This is a genomic window from Streptomyces sp. NPDC060027 (assembly GCF_042737005.1).
Classification (GTDB): Bacteria; Actinomycetota; Actinomycetes; order Streptomycetales; family Streptomycetaceae; genus Streptomyces.
On the sequence record NZ_JBHWVI010000049.1, the window covers coordinates 14,286 to 34,804 of the forward strand.

At 71.0% G+C, this 20,519-nt stretch carries 19 protein-coding genes; 14 read left to right on the forward strand and 5 right to left on the reverse strand.

The window, feature by feature from the left end; genetic code table 11:
• Window positions 1-126: 126 nt before the first annotated feature.
• Together galE and ACFWBT_RS15255 are read right to left on the reverse strand one after the other, a co-directional pair.
• Entirely contained in the window at window positions 127-1,209 is a 1,083-nt protein-coding gene (gene galE / locus ACFWBT_RS15250) for a UDP-glucose 4-epimerase GalE (RefSeq protein ID WP_385699983.1), read from the reverse strand.
• 336 nt (window positions 1,210-1,545) lie between these two features.
• Window positions 1,546-2,295, reverse strand: coding sequence for an MBL fold metallo-hydrolase (locus tag ACFWBT_RS15255; protein ID WP_385700043.1), 750 nt, complete (start codon window positions 2,293-2,295; stop codon window positions 1,546-1,548).
• Between the two features lie 324 nt (window positions 2,296-2,619).
• Here ACFWBT_RS15255 and ACFWBT_RS15260 point away from each other — a divergent pair, with 324 nt between their 5' ends.
• Both ACFWBT_RS15260 and fusA read left to right on the forward strand, forming a co-directional pair.
• Complete coding sequence (locus ACFWBT_RS15260) at window positions 2,620-4,629, forward strand: RICIN domain-containing protein (RefSeq protein WP_385699985.1); 2,010 nt, start codon at window positions 2,620-2,622, stop codon at window positions 4,627-4,629.
• A gap of 393 nt (window positions 4,630-5,022) precedes the next feature.
• On the forward strand, window positions 5,023-7,113 hold the full coding sequence (gene fusA / locus ACFWBT_RS15265) for an elongation factor G (protein ID WP_385699987.1): 2,091 nt from the start codon (window positions 5,023-5,025) through the stop codon (window positions 7,111-7,113).
• A 113-nt stretch (window positions 7,114-7,226) separates the two neighbouring features.
• Here fusA and ACFWBT_RS15270 read toward each other — a convergent pair whose 3' ends face one another.
• A complete protein-coding gene (locus tag ACFWBT_RS15270) occupies window positions 7,227-7,661 on the reverse strand; it encodes a (2Fe-2S) ferredoxin domain-containing protein (RefSeq protein ID WP_385699989.1) in 435 nt (144 codons plus the stop codon).
• Window positions 7,662-7,814: 153 nt separating this feature from the next.
• On the reverse strand, window positions 7,815-8,219 hold the full coding sequence (locus ACFWBT_RS15275; RefSeq protein WP_385699991.1) for a cupin domain-containing protein: 405 nt from the start codon (window positions 8,217-8,219) through the stop codon (window positions 7,815-7,817).
• Window positions 8,220-8,452: 233 nt separating this feature from the next.
• On the opposite strand from ACFWBT_RS15275, the gene ACFWBT_RS15280 reads away from it, so the two are divergent.
• The 12 genes from ACFWBT_RS15280 to ACFWBT_RS15335 all read left to right on the forward strand — a co-directional run bounded on the left by ACFWBT_RS15280 (window position 8,453) and on the right by ACFWBT_RS15335 (window position 19,993).
• Window positions 8,453-9,016 (forward strand): carboxymuconolactone decarboxylase family protein, encoded by a 564-nt coding sequence (locus ACFWBT_RS15280; RefSeq protein ID WP_385700045.1) that lies wholly within the window; start codon window positions 8,453-8,455, stop codon window positions 9,014-9,016.
• Between the two features lie 38 nt (window positions 9,017-9,054).
• Window positions 9,055-10,590 carry a sugar ABC transporter ATP-binding protein gene (locus tag ACFWBT_RS15285; protein ID WP_385699993.1) on the forward strand — a complete coding sequence of 512 codons (1,536 nt, stop codon included), beginning with the start codon at window positions 9,055-9,057 and terminating at the stop codon, window positions 10,588-10,590.
• On the forward strand, window positions 10,587-11,600 hold the full coding sequence (locus ACFWBT_RS15290) for an ABC transporter permease (protein WP_385699995.1): 1,014 nt from the start codon (window positions 10,587-10,589) through the stop codon (window positions 11,598-11,600). The genes ACFWBT_RS15285 and ACFWBT_RS15290 overlap by 4 nt, the downstream gene beginning before the upstream one ends.
• 86 nt (window positions 11,601-11,686) lie before the next feature.
• Complete coding sequence (locus ACFWBT_RS15295) at window positions 11,687-12,652, forward strand: sugar ABC transporter substrate-binding protein (RefSeq protein WP_385699997.1); 966 nt, start codon at window positions 11,687-11,689, stop codon at window positions 12,650-12,652.
• 223 nt (window positions 12,653-12,875) lie between these two features.
• Window positions 12,876-13,787 (forward strand): LysR family transcriptional regulator, encoded by a 912-nt coding sequence (locus ACFWBT_RS15300; protein WP_385699999.1) that lies wholly within the window; start codon window positions 12,876-12,878, stop codon window positions 13,785-13,787.
• 98 nt (window positions 13,788-13,885) lie between these two features.
• Window positions 13,886-14,806 (forward strand): VOC family protein, encoded by a 921-nt coding sequence (locus ACFWBT_RS15305; protein WP_385700001.1) that lies wholly within the window; start codon window positions 13,886-13,888, stop codon window positions 14,804-14,806.
• A gap of 152 nt (window positions 14,807-14,958) precedes the next feature.
• Complete coding sequence (locus ACFWBT_RS15310; RefSeq protein ID WP_385700004.1) at window positions 14,959-16,407, forward strand: NAD-dependent succinate-semialdehyde dehydrogenase; 1,449 nt, start codon at window positions 14,959-14,961, stop codon at window positions 16,405-16,407.
• A 4-nt stretch (window positions 16,408-16,411) separates the two neighbouring features.
• Window positions 16,412-17,209: a fumarylacetoacetate hydrolase family protein gene (locus ACFWBT_RS15315; RefSeq protein WP_385700007.1), complete on the forward strand. Its 798-nt coding sequence runs from the start codon at window positions 16,412-16,414 to the stop codon at window positions 17,207-17,209.
• Window positions 17,206-17,577, forward strand: coding sequence for a VOC family protein (locus ACFWBT_RS15320; RefSeq protein ID WP_385700009.1), 372 nt, complete (start codon window positions 17,206-17,208; stop codon window positions 17,575-17,577). Before ACFWBT_RS15315 ends, ACFWBT_RS15320 begins: the two co-directional genes overlap by 4 nt.
• Window positions 17,578-17,627: 50 nt before the next feature.
• Complete coding sequence (locus ACFWBT_RS15325; protein ID WP_385700012.1) at window positions 17,628-18,428, forward strand: alpha/beta fold hydrolase; 801 nt, start codon at window positions 17,628-17,630, stop codon at window positions 18,426-18,428.
• The gene (locus ACFWBT_RS15330; RefSeq protein ID WP_385700014.1) at window positions 18,425-18,967 is read left to right on the forward strand and encodes a heme-binding protein; all 543 of its coding nucleotides are present in this window, start codon (window positions 18,425-18,427) and stop codon (window positions 18,965-18,967) included. Before ACFWBT_RS15325 ends, ACFWBT_RS15330 begins: the two co-directional genes overlap by 4 nt.
• 3 nt (window positions 18,968-18,970) lie before the next feature.
• Window positions 18,971-19,993, forward strand: a complete 1,023-nt coding sequence (locus ACFWBT_RS15335; protein WP_385700017.1) for a methionine synthase II (cobalamin-independent)-like protein — start codon at window positions 18,971-18,973, stop codon at window positions 19,991-19,993.
• Between the two features lie 96 nt (window positions 19,994-20,089).
• Here ACFWBT_RS15335 and ACFWBT_RS15340 read toward each other — a convergent pair whose 3' ends face one another.
• On the reverse strand, window positions 20,090-20,377 hold the full coding sequence (locus tag ACFWBT_RS15340; protein WP_356756636.1) for an antibiotic biosynthesis monooxygenase: 288 nt from the start codon (window positions 20,375-20,377) through the stop codon (window positions 20,090-20,092).
• Between the last annotated feature and the right edge of the window lie 142 nt (window positions 20,378-20,519).

Sequence of the window (20,519 nt, forward strand, 5' to 3'; positions counted from 1 at the left end):
TCGCACATCCCACGCCGTCCGCCCCGCGCGCACCGCGACGCGTCGTCCTGCCGGGTAGTCGGCGACGCGGGCCGTCAGTCCATGCGGGCCGGCCGTCCTTGGCGTTCGGGGAGTCCGGGCGGGCCGTCAGCCCTTGGTGTTCGGGCGCCGGGCGGAGCCTGCGCCGTTCGGGCGCCGGGCGGAGCCGGCGTAACCATGGGGATTGAGCTGCTGGAACCGCCACGCGTCCCGGCACATGTCGGACAGGTCCCGGGAGGGGTGCCAGCCCCAGGCACGCGCCACGGCGGTGGCGTCCGCCACGAGTTCGGCCACGTCGCCGGGGCGGCGCGGGACCATCTCGTAGGGAATGGGTCTGCCGCACTCCCTGGAGAAGGCGGCGATCACGTCGAGGACCGAGCTTCCTGTGCCTATGCCGAGGTTGTACACCCGCATGCCCCGCTCGTCGGCGAGGTGGTCGAGGGCGACGCGATGGGCCTCGACGGTGTCCATGACGTGCAGGTAGTCGCGGATCGCGGTCCCGTCCGGTGTCGGGTAGTCGTCGCCGAAGACGCGCAGGCGTTCCCGTCGCCCGACGGCCACCTGGGCCACGTTCGGCAGCAGGTTGTCCGGTGAGCCGCGGGGGTCCTCGCCGAGCAGCCCGCTGGGGTGGGCGCCCGCCGGGTTGAAGTACCGCAGACACAGCACGGTGTACTCGGGGCGGCGCCGGCAGACGTCGGCGAGGATCTGTTCGCAGGCGAGCTTGGAGGCCGCGTACGGATTGGTGGGGCGGGCCGGGGTGGACTCGTCGAGCCGACCGTGACCGGCGTCGCCGTAGACGGAGCAGGAGGAGGAAAAGACGAGCTGGTGCACCCCGTGCTCGTGCATCGTGTTCAGCAGCGCGGTCGTTCCGCCGACGTTGACGTCGTAGTACTCGATGGGCATCCGTGTCGACGTGCCCACGGCCTTGTGCGCGGCGAAGTGCACGACGGCGTCCACTGAGTGTCGGTCGAAGACGGCCGAGAGGGCGCGTCGATCACGGATGTCCAGCTCATAGACGGTGCCGAGGAAACGGCCCGCGATGCGATCCACGCGGGCGAAGACCTGCGGACTGCTGTTGGAGTAGTCGTCGACCACGATCAACTCGTAGCCGTGGTCGAGGAGTTCGACACAGGCGTGACTGCCGATGAATCCTGCGCCGCCCGTGACGAGAATGGTTGAAGGGGCACTCATAGGCCCGGCTCCTTCGTGTGCGCGCGGGCGGCGGTAGGGAGGCGAGCGCCGCATCGGCACGGCAGACCAGGTGCCGGTGCCCGGAGGCGGGCCGGACGGTCTGTGCGTCCGGGACCCCGGCCGAAGTGGACCCGGACCCCGAAGACTCCGCACGACTCGGTTTGCGTGGCGCCATGGCGTCGCTCCTGAGTGGGAGAGGCAGGCAACGACGTATGTTTACGACGTATCTGTACAACTTTGCGCCCATATGCCCCATGCGTCAAGCGGCAACGTGTCCCGCCGGGGGACCGTGCCCGTGCCCGGGACCCGGTCCGCCGGCGGTTCGGCCGGACCTCGTCAGCCGGCCAGCTCCCGGGCGCGCTGAGCCGCCTCGCGCACCGGGGCGCGGTGCACGGGTCCGTGCCCGGGCAGCAGCACATCGGCGGCGAGGGACTCGATGCGGTCGAGCGAGGCAAGTGCCCCGGCGCGCTCGGTGTCGAACATCTCGGGCAGCAGCTGCGGACCCTGAATCCGTGACGTGGGGTGGCCGCTCACCAGGGCGTCACCGGAGATGAGCACCCCGGCGTCCGGCAGGTGGTAGACGCAGTGGCCCGGCGTGTGGCCGGGAGTGTGCACCGGGACCGGCCGGCCGGGCAGGTCGAGCGGGCCCTCGTGCGGGAAGGCCTCGGGCTTCGTCATGCGCACGTCCGCCGTGCCGCCGGAGCGGATGGCGTGCACCGCCCAGGGCAGCACGCCGGGACGCCACGCCTGTCGCATCACCTGTCCGACGCTCACCTGGTGGAGGAACTCGCGGCGCGCGTGCGGCACTTCGGCCGTGTGCAGCTGGACCGGGGTGCCGTAGGTGCTGTTCAGGAACTCGGCGGAGCCGAGGTGGTCGTTGTGCGCGTGCGTGATGAGCACGGCGCTCACGGCCTCGGGCGCGTGGCCGAGAGCCTTCAGTGACGCCAGGAGCTCTTGGCGGTCGCCGGGATACCCCGTGTCGATCAGGGTGACGGAGTCGCCCTCGGTCAGCACCACCCAGTTCGTGTTGCTGCCGTGCACCAGATGAACTCCGGCGGCTGCCTCGACGATTGCTTCCTCGCGCATGTCCATCCCGATGGTGAAGACCTGCTGGTGGCCCCAGGGGCTCTGACAGGGCGAAGGTATCGCGAGGGCGCGCTCGTCGGCGTACGGCCGCCGCTCCGCGTCCCGTTCGTCCTTCCCCTCCCTCATCCCTCCGTGTCCCTCCGTGACGTGATGGGCGGGCCGCGCATCACGTCACGGACGTGTTCGCGTCGGTCGAGGGCCGTCCGACAGTGAACGGCCCTTTGTGGCAGGGGACTTGACGTGGCCCGGCCGAGGCGCTGCCATATGGCGAGTCGCGTTGACTTTTGTTCGAGTCTGCGAACACACCCTCCAAGGGAGAGCCGAATGTCCCCGATTTCGAACACGTCATTTCTCGTGCACCTCCTCAGACGCGCGGGCGTCCACTGCGCCGTCCTGCTGCTCGCCCTCGCCGGACTGACCGGACTCGGCCGTTCGGCCGCGCCGCTCGGGGCCGAACCGGCCGCGGTCGCCACCAGCCAGATCGGGGTCACCCCGGCTCCGATGGGCTGGGCGTCCTGGAACAGCTTCGCCAGCGACATCGACCACGCCACCATCAAGGCCCAGGCGGACGCCCTCGTCTCCTCCGGCATGGCCGCCGCCGGATACACGTACGTCAACATCGACGAGGGCTGGTGGCAGGGCGCCCGCGACAGCGGCGGCAACATCAGCGTCGACACCGCCCAGTGGCCGGGCGGCATGAAGGCCATCGCCGACTACATCCACGGCAAGGGACTCAAGGCCGGCATCTACACCGACGCGGGGAAGAACGGCTGCGGCTACTACTACCCGACGCCCTCCACCACGCCGGCCACCCCCGGCACCGGCCTGGAGGGCCACAACCAGCAGGACCTCCAGACCTTCCAGAACTGGGGCTTCGACTTCGTCAAGGTCGACTGGTGCGGCGGGGACGCCGAGGGCCTCGACCAGGAGACGACGTACAAGGCGATCCGCGACGCGAACGCCGCCGCCACCGCGGTCACCGGACGCCGGCTCGTCCTCTCGCTGTGCGAATGGGGCACGGGCAATCCGTGGAACTGGGCCTCCGGCACCGGTGACCTGTGGCGCACCAGCACCGACATCGTCTACTGGCCCGACAACCCCTCGATGGCCGGCGTCCTCGCGAACTTCGACAAGTCGCTGCATCCCGCCGCCCAGCACACCGGCTTCTACAACGACCCCGACATGATGACCGTCGGCATGACGGGTCTGAGCGCCGCCCAGAACCGCACCCACATGGGACTGTGGGCCATCTCCGGCGCGCCCCTGCTCGCGGGCAACAACCTGGCCACCATGAGCGCGTCGACCGCGTCGGTCCTCACCGATTCCGAGGTCATCGCCATCGACCAGGACCCGCGCGGTCTCCAGGGCGTCAAGGTCGCCGAGGACACGACGGGCCTTCAGGTCTACAGCAAGGTCCTCTCCGGCACCGGCAAGCGCGCGGTCCTGCTGCTGAACCGCACGTCCGCCGCCGCGAACATCACCGCCCGCTGGGCGGACATGGGCCTGACCACGGCCTCCGCCACGGTCCGCAACGTGTGGTCGGCTTCCGACGCAGGTTCCTACGCGACGAGTTACACCACCGGCGTACCCGCGGGGGAGGCCGTCCTGCTCACCGTCGGCGGCACCGAGGGCTCCGGGACGACGTACGAGGACACCACCTCCGCCACCACACCCACCTTCACCGGCGTCAGCGCGGCCGCCGCCGGCACGAAGCTCGTCGACATCAGCTACGCCAACGGCGGCTCCACGGCGCGCAGGGCGACCCTCCGGGTCAACGACCAGTACGCGCAGACCCTCGCCTTCCCGCCCACCGGGTCGTCGAGCACGTACCGCACCGTCTCCGTCCTCGCCTCGCTGGCCAAGGGCTCCAACACACTGACCTTCGCGGCCGCTTCGGGCACCGCGCCCGACGTCGACGCCGTCGCGGTCCACGCCCTCCCCGGAACCGACGGCACCGCGATCGTCGGCACCGGCTCCGGACGCTGCCTCGACTTCTTCAAGAGCGCCATCGCCAACAACACCCAGGCCGAACTCTGGGACTGCGGCGGAGGCCAGAACCAGACGTTCACCGCCACCTCGCGCGGCGAACTCGTCGTCTACGGCAACAAGTGCCTGGACGCCTACGACAGCGGGACCGCCAACGGCACCCGGGTCGTCCTGTGGGACTGCAATGGCGGCACCAACCAGAAATGGACCGTCAACGCGGCCGGCACCGTCACCAACAGGGTCTCCGGTCTGTGCCTCGACGCGTCGGGCAACGGCACGGCGAACGGCACACCGATCGTCCTGTGGTCGTGCAACGGGGGAACGAACCAGCACTGGAGCCGCACCTGACGGATCGACCGGCGGCCCGAGCGACCCCCGGAAAACCCGGTGCGCGGCCCGCGCCCGGTTCCCTACACTCGCCACGGAATCACACGCCGCCCCTTCGGCGCCGCGTGTGTCGTGACGAACGAGGGGAGCCGGGCCGTGCGTTACCGCATCGCTGCCGTCGTTCCCCGGTCACAGTACGAGGTGATCCTCGTGTCTCCGCGGGCCCGGTACCGGCTGCGCGGCCGGAACCGGATGCCCGCGACGACCTTCTGACCTCCCGCCCCGCACGGTGGCGACCGGCACGCCCGGCCGCCGCGCACCCTGCCTGCCGGAGGTCCTCCACCGCCTGATCACAGGCGTGTCGTCCGGGAATCGCGCCGACCCGTTTCCGGATCGTCCGAAAGGCCCTGGGCCGTGCGTACCGACCTGCACCTCCACCTCACCGACTCCCTCGCCGCCGTCCGCAACCTGGGCATCCTCGCCCACGTCGACGCCGGGAAGACCACCGTCACCGAACGGATCCTCTACCTCACCGGGACCACCCACAAACGGGGCGAGGTCCATGACGGCACCACCGTCACCGACTTCGACTCCCAGGAGCGCGACCGCGGCATCACCATCTTCGCGGCGGCCGTCAGCTGTGCCTGGGACGGCCACCGGATCAACCTGATCGACACCCCGGGCCACGTCGACTTCTCCGACGAGGTGGAACGCTCGCTCCGTGTTCTCGACGGCGCCGTCGCGGTGTTCGACGCCGTGGCGGGCGTCGAGCCGCAGAGCGAGTCGGTGTGGCGGCGGGCCGACCGGCACGGCGTTCCGCGGATCGCCTTCGTGAACAAGATGGACCGTGCCGGTGCCGACCTCGACAGCGCGGTCGCGTCGATCCGGGAACGGCTGCATCCGGCGCCGCTGGTCGTCCAGTTGCCGATCGGCACGGAGGACGCCTTCACAGGGGTGGTCGACCTGCTGCGGATGCGCGCCCTGGTGTGGGCCGACGGTGCCGAGTCGGCCGAGGAGGGCCCGGTGCCGCAGGGGCTGCTGGAGGAGGCCCGACGGCGTCGCCGGCTGTTGGAGGAAGCGGTGGCGGAACTCCACCCGGTGGCTCTGGAGGAGTTCTGCGCCCGCTCCACGGTCTCCGCGGCGACACTCGCGGCAGCGCTGCGCGACCTGACCCGTACCGGCGAGGGAGTGGTGGTGCTGTGCGGCTCGGCCTACCGCAACCGTGGCGTCGAACCGCTGCTGGAGGCCGTGGTGGCCTATCTGCCCTCGCCGCTCGACGTGCCCGCCGTGCGCGGCACGCACGGCGGCGCGGAACAGGAACGGGCGGCGGACCCGGCGGCGCCGTTCGCCGGGCTGGTGTTCAAGGTGAACGCCACCGCCACCGGACGGATGACGTACGTGCGGGTCTACGCGGGCACGGTGGAGAAAGGACAGGCGGTGGTGGACGTGGGCACGGGACGCACCGAGCGGATCGCGCGGATCCTGCGGGTCCGCGCCGACCGCCACGCGGAGCTGGAGCGCGCGGTGGCCGGTGACATCGTCGCCGTGATCGGGCCGAAGTCCGCCCGGGCCGGGGCGACTCTGTGCGCCCCCGCGGCACCGTTGCTCCTCGAACCGCCGGCCGTCGCCGATCCGGTGGTGTCCGTGGCGGTCGAGGCGCGCAGGAGCACCGAGACCGACCGCTTGGTGTCGGCCCTGACGCGTCTGGTCGAGGAGGACCCCTCGCTGGTCGTCCGCACCGACCCCGAGACCGGGCAGACGCTGCTGTCGGGCATGGGAGAACTGCATCTGGAGGTGGCGGTGGAGAAGATCCGGCGCGCCCACGGGCTCGACGTCGCCGTCGGGCGGCCGAGGGTGGCCTACCGCGAGACGGTGGCCCGCGGGGTGTCGGGTCTGGTGTACCGGCATGTCAAACAGGACGGCGGTGCCGGGCAGTTCGCCCATGTGGTCCTCGACGTGCAGCCACTGGGGTCCGACTCGGGCGACACCGACGGGAGTCCGGCGGGCTTCGTGTTCCGTTCGACGGTCGTCGGCGGCCGGGTACCGCAGGAGTACGTCCGTGCCGTGGAGGCCGGCTGCAGGGACGCGCTCGCCGAGGGTCCCCTCGGCGGTCATCCGGTGACCGGGGTGAGCGTCACCCTCACCGATGGGGCGACCCATGCCAAGGACTCCTCGGAGATGGCGTTCCGCACGGCCGGCCGGTTCGGGCTCCGTGAGGCGCTGCGCACCAGTGCCATGCTCCTGCTGGAACCGGTGGTCGAGGTCACCGTCACCGTGCCCGAGGACGCGGTCGGCGGGGTGCTCGGCGACCTCGCGGCCCGGCGCGGCCGGGTCTCGGGCTCGCTCACCCGGGTGGGTACGACGGTGATCACCGCCACCGTGCCGCTGGTCGAACTCTTCGGCTACGCGACCCGGTTGCGCAGCCGGACGCAGGGCCGGGGTGTCTTCACCACCCGGCCCACCGGCCTCGCACCGGCGCCCTCCCAAGGAGCACCGGCCCGGTAGCCACGTGCGGACCCGCTCCTGAAGACGGTCCCGCCCTCATGGGGGCGGGACCGTCTTCGTTTCGCGCGGGGCCGGGGGTGTCCTCGCCGAAGGGGAAGCCGCCGTCCGCGACCTCAACGCCGCCCGCGGGCCCGGGCCTCGCGGGGCGGACGCACGAACTGGAGCTCCAGCGCGGCCGGTGGCGCGGCGACGCCCGGCCCCCCGGCGGCGGCCCACGCCAGCAGCTCGTCCGTGCAGTCGTCGTCCATGGCGAAACCGATCCAGGTCGGCCGGCCGCCGCCGCGCCGGCCCTCGCCCGACGGCTGCACCACGATCACGTTCGCCTGGTCGCAGGGCCCGAGGCAATCCGTCGTCCGTACGGCGAAGCGTCCCCCGGACGCCTCGGCGCCGGCCCGCAACCGCTCCAGCTGCCAGGCGTGATCGCTGTCCGGGAACTTCCGAGGATCGCCGCAGCAGCAGCCTCGGCAGACGACGAGGGTGCACGGCCGCGAACGGGCGGCACCGATCGCCACCGTACGGACACGGTCGCGCGGGGCGTCGACGGGCACAGGATGAGGCCTTTCACGAGGGGATCGAACGGCCCCGCACGCGATTCCTCCCGAGCGGGGTGACCGGCGCGCGCGGACACGATGCCCCGGACGCCGATGATCACCGTACGAGACGCGCCCCACGCGCAGGCCGCCGCCCTGTGCGGGGAGCGCTCAGCCCATCTGGTCCTCGTCCGAGAGGTGTTCGACCGTCCTGCCGGTCTCGGTGAACGTCCGGGTCACATGGCCCGAGGAGTAGACCCAGAGGATGCGCAGCGGGCCGTCGCCGATGTTCCTGAAGAGATGGGGGACGGGGGAGGGGACGTAGGTGGTGTCGAAGCGCTCCAGTTTCGTCACCTCGCCGTCGACGACCACCTCCGCCTCGCCCTCGAGGATCGTCACGTGCTCGTCGCAGTTGTGCGCATGCAAAGGCGCGCCGGAGCCGACCGGATACACGCTCATCCCGCTCGTGATCCGGTTCTCCCCGCCCGCGGACCGTGTCGTGACGAGCGGTGTCGTCACGACGGCACCGCCCCGGTCCAGCAGGGGCACGGACGCGGCTTTGATGATCGTGGCCATCCGGAGTTCCTCTCCCGTCAACGCTGTTGCGTCGACCGACGTTAGGTCGCGTCCCCGTGAATGGGTGCCCTCCGGCGTGCAGTTTTACCTTGCACTCCGAGAAGGGTGAGCTTCCCGCACCCGGCTGTACCGTCGGCTGGCATCGCACGGCTTCCCCGTACGTGCCTGAAACACGCCGGAAAGAAAAGGCAGGTATCAGCCACATGAGGCTCCCCGTTCTGACCGATGAGGACATGGATCCGCGCCAGCAGGAACTGGCCGCCCGCATCGCCGGCCGGCGCGGCGCCGTCCGTGGCCCCTTCCGGGTCTGGCTGCACAGCCCGGAGATGTGCGAGCGCGCCGAATCCCTCGGCGCCTTCGCCCGGTTCGACTGCAGTCTGCCCAAGCACCTGCGCGAACTCACCCTGCTCATGGCCGCCCGGAACTGGGACGCCCAGTACTCCTGGAACGCGCATGTGCACCAGGCGATCGAGGCCGGGATCCCGCAGGCCGCCGTCGAGGCCGTCGCCGAGAAGCGCGAGGCCGTCTTCGAGGACGCGGCGGACCAGGCCTTCTACCAGTTCTGCCGGGAGATCCTCGAGGAGCACTTCGTCTCCGACGGGACCTTCGCCCGAGCGCTCGGCCACTTCGGCTCGAAGGGCCTGGTGGACACCATCGGAGCGCTCGGCAACTTCACCATGCTCGGGATGTGCCTGAACACCTTCCAGGTGGACCTCCAGGCCGACCGCGAACCCCCCTTCCCCGACATCCGCGGCTACGGACGTGTCGGCCACGACACCGACGGACCCCGGCCGTGACCGCTCTCACGGACCGGGACAGGCAAGGAGGCGCCGCCGTGACCCCCAGCATTCCGACGCCGGCGGGCGACGGCGCCGGAACCCCGCACGATGCCGTGCTGCGCGTCCGCGGTGTCACCAAGACCTTCGGCGGGGCGGCCGCGCTCACGAACGTGGACCTCGACCTGTACCCCGGGGAGGTCCACGCCCTGATGGGCATGAACGGTGCCGGAAAGTCGACGCTGGTGCAGATCCTCTCCGGGGTGCACCAGGCGGACGGCGGCACCATCGAGGTCGGGGGGCAGGTCCAGCACGGGCTGACCGTGCGCAGGGCCCGACGGCTCGGCATCGCCTCGGTTCCCCAGCGCCGCGAACTCGCGATGGGACTGACCGTCGCCGAGAACGTCATGCTGGGCGACCTGCCCACCCGGCACGGCGCCGTGCGCTGGACGACGCTCAAGTCCGAGGCGAGGCGCGCCCTTTCGGGGCTCGGCATCGACATCGACGTGGAGCGGACCGCGGGTTCGCTGACCGTCGCCGAGCAGACCATGGTGGAGGTGGCGCGAGAAGTACGGCGCGGCGGCCGGATCCTGATGCTCGACGAGCCGACCGCCTGTCTGAGCGCCGAGGCCGCCCAGCAGATCAGGGACCTGGTGCGCACCCTGCGCGACGAGGGCGTCGCCGTCGTCTACATCTCGCACTACATCGACGAGGTGATGGCCGTCGCGGACCGTCTCACCGTGCTGCGGGACGGAGCCGTGGTGCGCAGCGCGCCGGTCGCCGATCTCGACCCGGCCTCGCTGGTGCGCGGCATGGTCGGCCGGGACGTCGTCTCGCGGAGGTCCGAACGCCCCGCCCCCAAGGACGAGATCGGCCTCGCGGTGCGCGGTCTGAGCGACGGCCGGGCCGTCCGGGACCTCGACGTGGAGGTGCGCAAGGGGGAGATCGTCGCGGTCCTCGGACCGGCCGGCGACGCGCAGTCCCGTCTCTTCGACCTGCTCTCCGGTCGTCGCCGCCCCGACGCCGGCGAACTCCTCGTCGACGGCGCCCCGGTGCCGTTCGGCCGGGTGCGCGCCTCGCTCTCCGTCGGTCTGCGCTGCGTCACGGGGGACCGACGGGCGCTCGGCCTGGTCCCGGGGATGTCCCTGGAAGAGAACCTGATGCTCGCCGGTGACCGCCTCGCCCGTCGGCGCCTGCACCGCCGTACCGAACTCGCCCGCCGGGCACAGCCGTTGAGGCGGAGCTACGGAGTGGTCTCCCTCGCCGGCAATCCGCCGGTCAGCGCCTTGTCCGGCGGCAACCAGCAGAAGGTGCTGCTGGCCAAGTGGCTGCAGACCGAGCCGGTCGCCTGCTTCCTCGAAGACCCCACGAACGGTGTGGACATCGCGGCCATGGCCGACATCCACACCCTGGTCGACGACCTCGCGGCGCGCGGCGTGGCCGTGCTGCTCGCGTCCTCGTCCGCCGAGGAGGTCATGCGGCTCGCCGACCGGGTGATCGTCGTCAGCGCGGGCCGCACGGTCGCCGAACACGACATCACCGCCATCACCCGCGACGAGCTCGTCGCCACCGCACTCGGAGGTCAACCCCAGTGAGCGTCAAGACACTTCCCGATGCCCCGGGGGTCGGCGGGCCGCACGACCGGAGGCGGCCGGGGAACCGGCTCGGCGCACTGCGCCGCGCTCCGCACACCGGCCTGACAGCCGTTCTCGTCGTCGTCGTGGTCGCCACAGCGCTGCGGACCGACGCCTTCGCCACCGACACGAACGTGATCAACATCCTGCGGCAGGTGAGCGTCACCGCTGTCATCGCCGCCGGTCTCACCCTGCTGATGACCGCGGGCGGCATGGACTTCTCCATGGGCAGCAATGTCTCCGTCACCACCGCCCTCGGGGCGCAGTTGCTGTCGCACGGTCATTCCACCGTCTTCACCGTGGTCGCCTCGATCCTGCTCGCGACGGTGATCGGCCTGGTCAACGGGCTCGTCGTGACGTTCACCAACGTGGCCCCGTTCGTCGTCACCCTGGCCACCGCCACCCTGCTCGACGGCGTCGCGCTCCTGGTGCTCGACAGCGTCAGCGTCTCCATCGGCACCAGGATGTTCTCGCTCGGCAACGACAAGATCCTCGGCATTCCCTATCTGCTCGTTCTCGCCGTCCTGGTCCTTGTCGCGACGGCTCTGGTCATGCGGTTCACCGTCTTCGGCCGTGACGCCTACGCCATCGGCGGCAACGAACACGTGGCCCGGCTCAGCGGCATCAACGTCACCGCGCGCAAGCTCACGCTGTACGCCGTCACGGGCGCCCTGTCTGGTCTGGCCGGCCTGATGCTGCTGTCCCGGCTCGGCTCCAGCAGCCCCGGTACGGGCGGCCTCTCCCTTCAACTGACCGCCGTGGCCGCGGTCGTCATCGGCGGTACCTCGCTGGCGGGCGGCCACGGCACCGTGATCGGCACCGCGCTCGGCGTCGTGCTGCTCGGTGTGGTGGCCAACGCGCTCAACCTCCTTCAGGTCTCCAGCAATTACCAGCAGGTCTCCGTCGGCGGCGTCCTGCTCGTCGCGGCCGTCGCCAACGAGGTCCACAAGGCCCGCGCCGCGCGGCATTGACGCAGAAAGACGCACGTCCCTTTCCTTCTCCCGCTTTCCGCAGGTGATTTGCCCTGCCCTCGGCCCGTCACGAAAGGCGATCCACCATGAGACTTTCCGCCCGCTCCCGCCGCGCGCTGTTCGCCGCGGTCGCCGGCACCACCCTGGTGCTGAGCGGCTGTGGCAAGGACGACAACGCCACTACCGCCGGAGCGAGTTCCGGCGCCGTCACCCTCGGGTTCGTCAACGGCGCCGACACCGCGTTCCACACCTGTCTGCAGAAAGCCGTCGAGCAGACGGCGAAGTCGGAGGGGGCCAAGGTCTACACGGCCAATTCCCACCAGAATTCCGGAACCGAGCTGTCCAACATCGAGGACATGATCTCCCGCAAGGTGAGCGCGCTGATCGTGCAGACGGTCAACGTCGACGCGCTCGCGGGCGACATAGCCAAGGCCAAGGCCTCCGGCATCCCGATCTACCTGACCTCCGTGATCCCCACCGACTCGACCGACATCCTGGGCGCGGCCGTCGTCGACCTCCGCAAGGTGGGCTCCCTGGACGCGGACTGGATCCGGACCGACGCCGCCGGCAAGGACGTGAAGATCGGCGTGGTCGCGGGAGCACCCGGCGCGGCCTCCGACCTGCTCGTGGACGGCTTCACCAAGGAACTGCCGGCCGGCGCGAAGGTGGTCGCGAACCAGCCCGGCATGTTCAACCCGGTCAAGGCGCAGGAAGTGGCCGAGAACATGATCCAGGCTCACCCCGACCTGGACTACGCCTTCGTCGCCAACGAGGAGATGGCCTTCGCCGTCCGGAAGGCGTTCGACGCGGCCGGTGCCGAGGACGTGAAGATCGTGACCGTCAACGGCACCGACGAGGGTCTGGCCGCCGTGAAGGAGGGCCGCTTCTCCGCCACCGTGGCCAACTCGGCGATGGTCATCGGCGAGACGGCGGTGAAGAGCACCGTCGGCCTGCTGGCCAAACCGAAGGTTGACAAGATTGCCAACATTCCTCTTCTCTTGGTCACCAAGGACAACCTGACCAAGGCGCCGCAGTACTGCCCCACGTCATAGCCGCCCACCCGATGAGCGGAGCCTTCCTCGGCGCGTCCTGAGCCACCCGTCCGTCGTCACCGGGATGTCCTGACAGAGGAGCTCTGGGGACATTCCGGCCGGCGTGACCCAGGCCCGCACCGCCGCGAGGTCCGTCCCCGGGACGGACGCCGCCCGCACACCCGAACAACCGGCAACGCCGCCGGGGCCCACCCCTGGCAGCCGTGGGCCTCCGGAGGGAAACATGGACCGCTTGCTCCTCATGCACAGCTTCGTCACCGTCGCGCAGGTCGGCAGCTTCAGCGGCGCGGCCAAGAAGCTGGGCTCCTCCGGCTCCCTGGTGTCGCGCCACGTCGCCGAACTGGAACGGCAGGTGGGTGTCCGGCTGGTCAACCGCACGGCCCGTTCCGTCAGCCTCACCGAGCCGGGGCAGCGGTACGCCGACTTCGCCGCGCGCATCCTGGAGGAGATCGAGGCCGAGGACGCCGGAATCGCCCAGCTGCACGACCGCGCCGAGGGCACGCTCAGCATCATCTGCCCCAAATGGATCGGGAGTCTGGATCTCGGTGACGCGATAGCGGCCTTTTCCGCCTCCCACCCCAAAATCCAGGTCCGTTTCGAACTGGGAGGCATGTCGGACCGGACCTACGATTTCCTCGACAGCGGATTCGACGTGGCATTCCACACCCGGGATCTACGGGACTCCAGCGTCCGCCTCAAGAAGATCGCGTCGCTGCCCTTCGTGCTGTGCGCCGCCGACGACTACCTCGACCGCAACGGCCCGCTCACCGAGCCGAACGGAATCGCCGCCCACGAGTGCCTCGTGCACGTCAACGACCCGGTCTGGCGCATCGGCCACGGACACGCCTCCACCCTGCACAAGATCCGCAACGTCGCCTTCTCGTCCAACTCCTACATCGCCCTGCAGAAGGCCGCCGTGCACGGCCGCGGGATCGCCCTGCTGCCCCAGCGGTCGGCGTACGACGACCTCATCTCGGGAGCTCTCCAGGTGCTGCTGCCCGAACTGGCGGTCCCTGACCGCCCCTTGTACGCCATCTACGGCCCCGGACAGGGCACCCCGCGCAAGGTCAGCGTATTCCTCGACTTCCTCACCGCGTGGTTCTCCCAGAACCCCATTCCGGCCATCCGGTCGTAGCCGCAAGAAACGATTGCAGATTCCGTCGAGCCTGGACCGTTGAGGTCGCTGCCGCCCGAAACCTACGCTCACCAGGCGACCCGCGAAACGAGGAACCCATGGGAATCCAGAGAATCGAATCGGTCACCTACAGCATCGACGACCTCGGCCAATGCGTCCGGTTCTTCGACGACTTCGGGCTCTTCCTGCTGGAACGGACCGACGAGCAAGCGGTGTTCGAGACCCGCACCGGCCAGACACTCCACCTCGACACCGAACCCGGCCCGCTGTTCCCGCCACCGGTGGAGGCTGGGCCCACCCTGCGCGAAGTGGTGTGGGGCGTCGACACCCCGCGCGAACTGGAGCGCCTCGTGGCCGCGGCCGGCCGTGACCGCCCGGTCCGGCAGGACGCCGCCGGCGTGTTCCACACGGTGGACGAGACGGGTTTCGGGGCCGGACTCACCCTGGCCCGGCCCCGGCCCGCCGACGTCACCCCCCGGCCCGCCAACGCGCTGGGCACGGTCACCCGCTGGAACACGGCGCTGGAGGCCATCACCCGCGTACGCCCGCTGCGCATGTGCCATGTCGCGCTCAACATCCGCAAGGAGGGCCGCGAGGAGGCCGTCGCGTTCTACGTCGACCGCCTCGGCTTCCGGCCGACCGACGTCGTCGAGCCCATGGGCGTCTTCATGCAGGCACCGGGCGACGACGACCAGCACACCATGCTGCTCTGCCACCGTCCCGACAAAGCGGGCGTCAACCACATCGCCTACGAGGTCCCCGGCTTCGACGACGTCATCGAGGGCGGCAACCACATGATCGACCGGGGCTGGCGCGAGGCCCGCAGGCTCGGCCGTCACACCGTCGGCTCCAACGTCTTCCGCTTCGTGCACGCGCCCTGCGGCGGACGCGTCGAGTACGCCGCCGACATGGACCGGGTCGACGACTCGTACGAGACCCGCGTCCACGAGACCACCCCGCCGCACCACATCTGGGCGCTGCGCACCAACCGCGACCAGCAGGACGCCCCCGCGTCCTGACGCGCGCGCCGCACTCCGCACCCCCGCGCACTCCGCACCCCCGCGCACTCCGCACCCCCGCGCTGGACACCCCACGCGGCTGCCCCACACCCCCGGCCTTCGCGCCGCGGGCCCCATTCGTCTCGTTCGCCGGCCTGAGAGGGCTCCCACCCATGACCACCGACCACGGCTTTCCCGCCGTCCGCATGCACATAGCGGGCGAGTGGTGCCAAGGCGGCACCGGCCGTACCGCCCCGATCGTGAACCCGGCCACCGAAGAGGTGATCGGAGAAGTACCCCTCGCCACCACCGCCGACCTGGACCGCGCCCTCGACGCCGCGGCCGCGGGATTCAGGACCTGGCGCGACACCCCCGTCGCCCGCCGCACCGCGATCCTGCACACCGCCGCCGACCTGCTCACCGAGCGGGCCGGCGAGGTCGGCCGGATCATGACCCTCGAACAGGGCAAGCCCCTCGCCGAAGCCACCGGAGAGGCCCACCGCGTCGCGGACACCCTGCGCTGGCACGCCGACGACGCCCGCCGCGCCTACGGCCGCATCATCCCCTCCGCCCCCGGCACCGTGCTGTCCGTACGCCGTGAACCGATCGGCCCCGTCGCCGCGTTCGTCCCCTGGAACTTCCCGGCCGGCGGACCGATGCGCAAGATCTCCTCGGCCCTCGCCGCGGGTTGCTCCATCGTCATCAAGGCGTCCGAGGAGACCCCGGCCACGGCAGCCGCCCTGGTGGGCTGCTTCGTGGACGCGGGCCTGCCGGCCGGGGTCCTCAACCTCGTCTTCGGCGAACCGGTCGAGGTGTCGGCCCACTTGATCGCCTCGCCGGTCATCCGTCTCGTCGCGTTCACCGGGTCGGTGCCCGTGGGCAAACTGCTGGCCGCGGCCGCCGGTGAGGTCATGAAGCCGTCTCTGATGGAGCTGGGCGGCCACGCCCCCGTCATCGTGTGCGCGGACGCCGACCCGGCCCGTGCCGCCCGGCGCGCCGCCCAGGCCAAGTTCGCCAACGCCGGCCAGGTCTGCACCTCGCCGAGCCGGTTCCTCGTCCACGAGAGCCTCGTCGACGACTTCACCGCCGAGTTCGTGAAAGCGGCGGAGGCGGTCGTCGTCGGCGACGGCCTGGCCGAGGGCACGACCATGGGGCCGCTCGCCAACGAACGCCGGCTCCGGGCGACGGAACGGCTGACCGCCGACGCCGTGCGCTGCGGCGCCACCGTGCGCACCGGCGGCGAACGGCTCGACCGCGCGGGCTACTTCTTCGCGCCGACCGTCCTCACCGACGTACCGCCGGACGCGGACCTGATGCGCGAGGAGCCGTTCGGGCCGCTCGCGCCCATCACCGCGTTCAGCGACCTCGACACGGCGCTGCGCACCGCGAACGAACTGCCCTACGGTCTCGCCGCGTACGCCTTCACCGAGTCCGCGGCCACCGCCGAGCACCTGGTGCGCGAACTGGAGGCGGGCATCCTCTCCGTCAACCACTGCGGTGGCTCGGTGAGCGAGGCACCCTCGGGGGGCGTCAAGGAGAGCGGCTACGGACGGGAGGGCGGGCCCGAGGCGCTGGACGCCTACCTGGTCACCAAGCGCGTCTCCCATCTGCTGGCCGGCTGACGCCATGCGATACACCCGGGTGTCGGTCGGCGGACGAGCGGTGTGGGGCCGCGTGGGGGAGCGGGACGTCGAGTTGCTGTCCCACTCCCCCCTGGACGCCACGCGGCGCGAGCCGCACGGCGAACGCGGCCCCACCGTCATCGGCGCCGTGCCGCGCAGCGAGGCGGTCTGGCTGCCGGTCGTCGTCCCGCCCGTCTTCTACGCCGTCGGCATGAACTACCCGCGGCACATCCGGCACGCCGGCGCCGAGGTCCCCACCCGCCCCGAAGTGGGCTACCGGGCCAACAACGCGCTGACCGGCCACGGCTCGCCCATCGTCAAACCGGCGGAGGTGACGGGGCGGTTCGAGGCCGAGCCGGAGCTCGTCGCGGTCATCGGCCGTACGCTGCGGCACGCTTCGTACGAGGAAGCCCGCGAGGCCGTGTTCGGCTGGACGATCGGCAACGACGTCAGCGCCCGCGCCTGGCAGCACCAGGACCGCACCTTCTGGCGCAGCAAGAACAGCGACACGTTCAAGCCGATGGGTCCCTGGATCGAGACCGACGTCGACGCGCTGGCGCAGACGACCACGCTCCGGGTCAACGGCGAGGTCCGTGCCGCGTTCCCGACCGGCGACATGGTCTTCGACCCCTTCGACCACATCGTCGCGATCACCCGGCACATCACCATGCGCCCCGGTGACGTGCTGTGGATGGGCGCCGAGTCGACGTGCCAGATCGAGCCGGGGGACACCGTCGACGTCGAGATCAGCGGCATCGGCGTGCTCTCCAACCCCGTACACCCAGAAGGGAATTCCGTATGAGCAAGGCACCGCGCTACATCCACCACGTCAACTTCCCCACCACCGACCCCGACCGGACCGCCGAGTGGTACACGAAGGTCTTCGGGATGAAGCGCATCATGCCCAAGTCCAACACCCGGGTCGTTCTCATGACCCGCGGCAACTTCGACCTCCACTTCACCCCGGTCGAGGAGATGGAGCGCATGGCGCCCTACCACTTCGCCGTCGAGGTCGACGACTGGGACGAGTTCCTCGCCCACCTCAAGGAGCTGGGCATCCGGCACACCCGCCCGATCGAACGCCCGGAGAACCAGTCCAAGTTCTGCTACATCCACGACCCCGACCACACCATGATCGAGCTGGTCTTCCACGGCAGGCGTCCCAACTGAGCGAGCTCGGCCCGGAGTTCATTCCCCTGTACTGCTAGGAGTTCCCTCCCATGCCCCTCGCCGACTCCGACGGCACCTCCATCTACTACGAGCGTCACGGCAGCGGCCCGGCGATCCTCTTCGTGCACGGCAGCGGCGGCAACCATGCCGCCTGGTGGCAGCAAGTGGTCGCACTGCGCGACGAGTTCACCGTCGTCACCATGGACCTGCGCGGCTTCGGCAAGTCCGTCGCACCTGTTCCTCCGAGCTCGTCCAGGCCCGAGTTCGACGGACAGGACTTCCCCGGCGACGTCCTCGCCGTCCTGGACGCCGAGGACCTCACCGACGTGATGCTGGTGGGTCAGTCCATCGGCTCGGTGGCCGCCCTGCGGGCCGGCCTGCTCCGCCCCGACCGGGTCGGCTCCGTCGTCCTCGGTCACTCCCTCGGCGGCATCAGCCACCCCGAACTGCGCGAACTGGCCGCCGCCGACCGCGCCGAGGCCGTCAAGCTGCCCGTCATCGACCGGCTCCTCACCGGCCGCTTCCGGCGGGAGAGCGCCGACCGCACCTTCCTCTTCCAGCAGATGGGCACCTTCAACGTCGCGAGGATGGCCGACCTGCGCAACCTCGACACCGACGGGCCCTCCCTGCGGGACATCCAGGACTCGGGCGTCGGGATCGCCTTCCTGCTCGGCGAGAAGGACGCGGTGCTCAGCGTGAAGACCGTGACCCGCGCCCACGAACTGCTCCCCGGCTCCCGCCTGGAGATCGTGCCGGACGCCCCGCACTCCATGTACTGGGAGACGCCGGGCCCGTACAACCACGCCGTCGCGCACCTGCGCCGCACTCTCGGACAGAAGGAAGCAGCATGAGCAGCCTCACCCTCGACGCCGCCGAAGAGATCGTCGGCGCCGCCCTGAAGCGCGCCCAGGCGCTCGGGAAGGCGGTGAGCGTCGCCGTGGTGGACGCGGGCGGGTTCGTCATCAGCGTCCGCCGTTCCGACGGCGCGCGTCCCCTCACCCCGGACATCGCCCGCGCCAAGGCGTACACCGCGGCCGTGATGCAGCGCCCCGGCAAGATGCTGAAGAAGTGGCAGGAGAGCCAGCCGGTCTTCTTCGCGCAGCTCTCCCAACTGCCCGGCGCGGCCCTGCCCATCATGGCCACCGAGGGCAGCGTCACGATCAAGAAGGACGGCGAGATCATCGGCGGACTCGGCATCGCGGGCGGCACCGCGGACGAGGACCAGCAGGTCGCCGACGACGTCCTCGAATCCCTCGGCTACGAACTGGAGTTCGCCGCCTGGGGCGTCGCCGGCACCGCGGCCGGCGACGCCGCGAAGCCCGAGAAGGCCGAGAACTCCGAGAACTCCGAGCAGACCGAGCAGACCGAGCAGACCGAGAAGGGTGCCTGAACCATGGCGGACACGTTCAACTACCGCATAGACCACCACGGCAGCCTGGTCCGCCCCGTCACCCTCACCGTCCCGGGCGACGACCCCGGTGCGCTGGACGACGCGGTCGCCGAGGCGGTGGCCTTCCAGCGGAAGGCGCGCTCGACCGTCGTCACCGACGGCGACTTCCCCCGCGAGGACTTCCGCGGAGCCGTCCTCGGCACCGTCTCCGGCTTCCGCCGTACGGAGGACGCGGGACCCGACGGACTGTCCCGCTGGGTGGCCGAGTCCCTGCCCAAGGCCAACGGCCCGCTGCTGGCCGACTGGGCGGCCCGGCTCACCGAGCTGACGGTGATCGCCCCGAAGGTGTCCCTGCCCTCGCCGGCCTACCTCGCCGCGACCACCTTCGACCCCGGCCTCGCGGCCTCCGGCGGCCCGGCCTCTGCCCGTGAACTCGGCGAGGCCCTGGCGGAGATCATCCACGCGGAGATCGAGCTGCTCGTCTCCCGCGGCGTCCGCCTGATCCAGCTGAACAACCCGCTGCTCCTCGGCCACCTCGCCGCCGACCCGGCCGCGCCCGGCGCGCTGTCCTTCGCGGACACGCTCGCCGTGGAGGCCATGGCGGTGCGCCTGGAGGAACGGCCCGAGGGTGTACGGATCGGTGTCAGTCCCGGCTGGGAGGCACCGGGCGTGGTGGACGGGGCCAGGGCCGAGCGGCTGTACGGCGAGGTCCCCGCGGACCGCTGGATCCTCCCGTACGACCGGGGGACGGCGGGCGAGACCGACCTGCTCAGGGCTCTGCCCGAGGACCGGGACGCGTGCCTCGGGGTCGTGGACGCGACCACGCCCGAGCTGGAGGAGATCGACACGGTGCTGGCGCGCATCGACGCCGCTGCCGAGCTCAAGGACATCGAGGACATGGCCCTCGCGCCGTCCCGCGGCTTCGCCGACGTGGCGGCCCGGCCACTGCTCGGCGCGGAGGACCAGCGCCGCAAACTGGTCCTGGTGGAGACACTCGCCCGCTACTGCTGGGGCAACGAGTTCTGACCGCCTGCCGACGCCGGCCGGGAGACGCGGACCGCCTCCCGGCCGACGACTCGGAGCACGACGGTGAGCGCGCCGCCCGTTCTCCCGGCCGACCGCTCAGAGCACCTCGGCGAACGTCACCGTGCGTTCCGTCAGCAGGGGCAGCACACACCCCACGATGAACTCCGTGAAGTGGTCCGCCGCCCGGTGCGCCTCGAAACCCGCGCGATCCGTGTACCGCTCGTAGAGCACGAACGACCCCGGCCGGTCGGCCTCCGCGTGGACCTCGTACGCGAGGTTCGCCGGCTCGGTGGGCGTCAGCTCGCGCATCTTCAGCAGCGCGGCGCGCACGGTGGCCTCGTCGGCGGGTGCGCACCGGTAGTGGGCGACGACTGCGAAAGCCATGTCTTCCTCCGGGTGGGGCGTGCTGTCGGGCCCGCCGATTCCAGCACGAATCCCCTGATGGGCGACCCGCGCGGAGCGAAAGCAATGTCTGCCGCCGCGGGGCTGGTCCGACCGGCCCCCACTCGTGTGTTGTCGTTGCGGC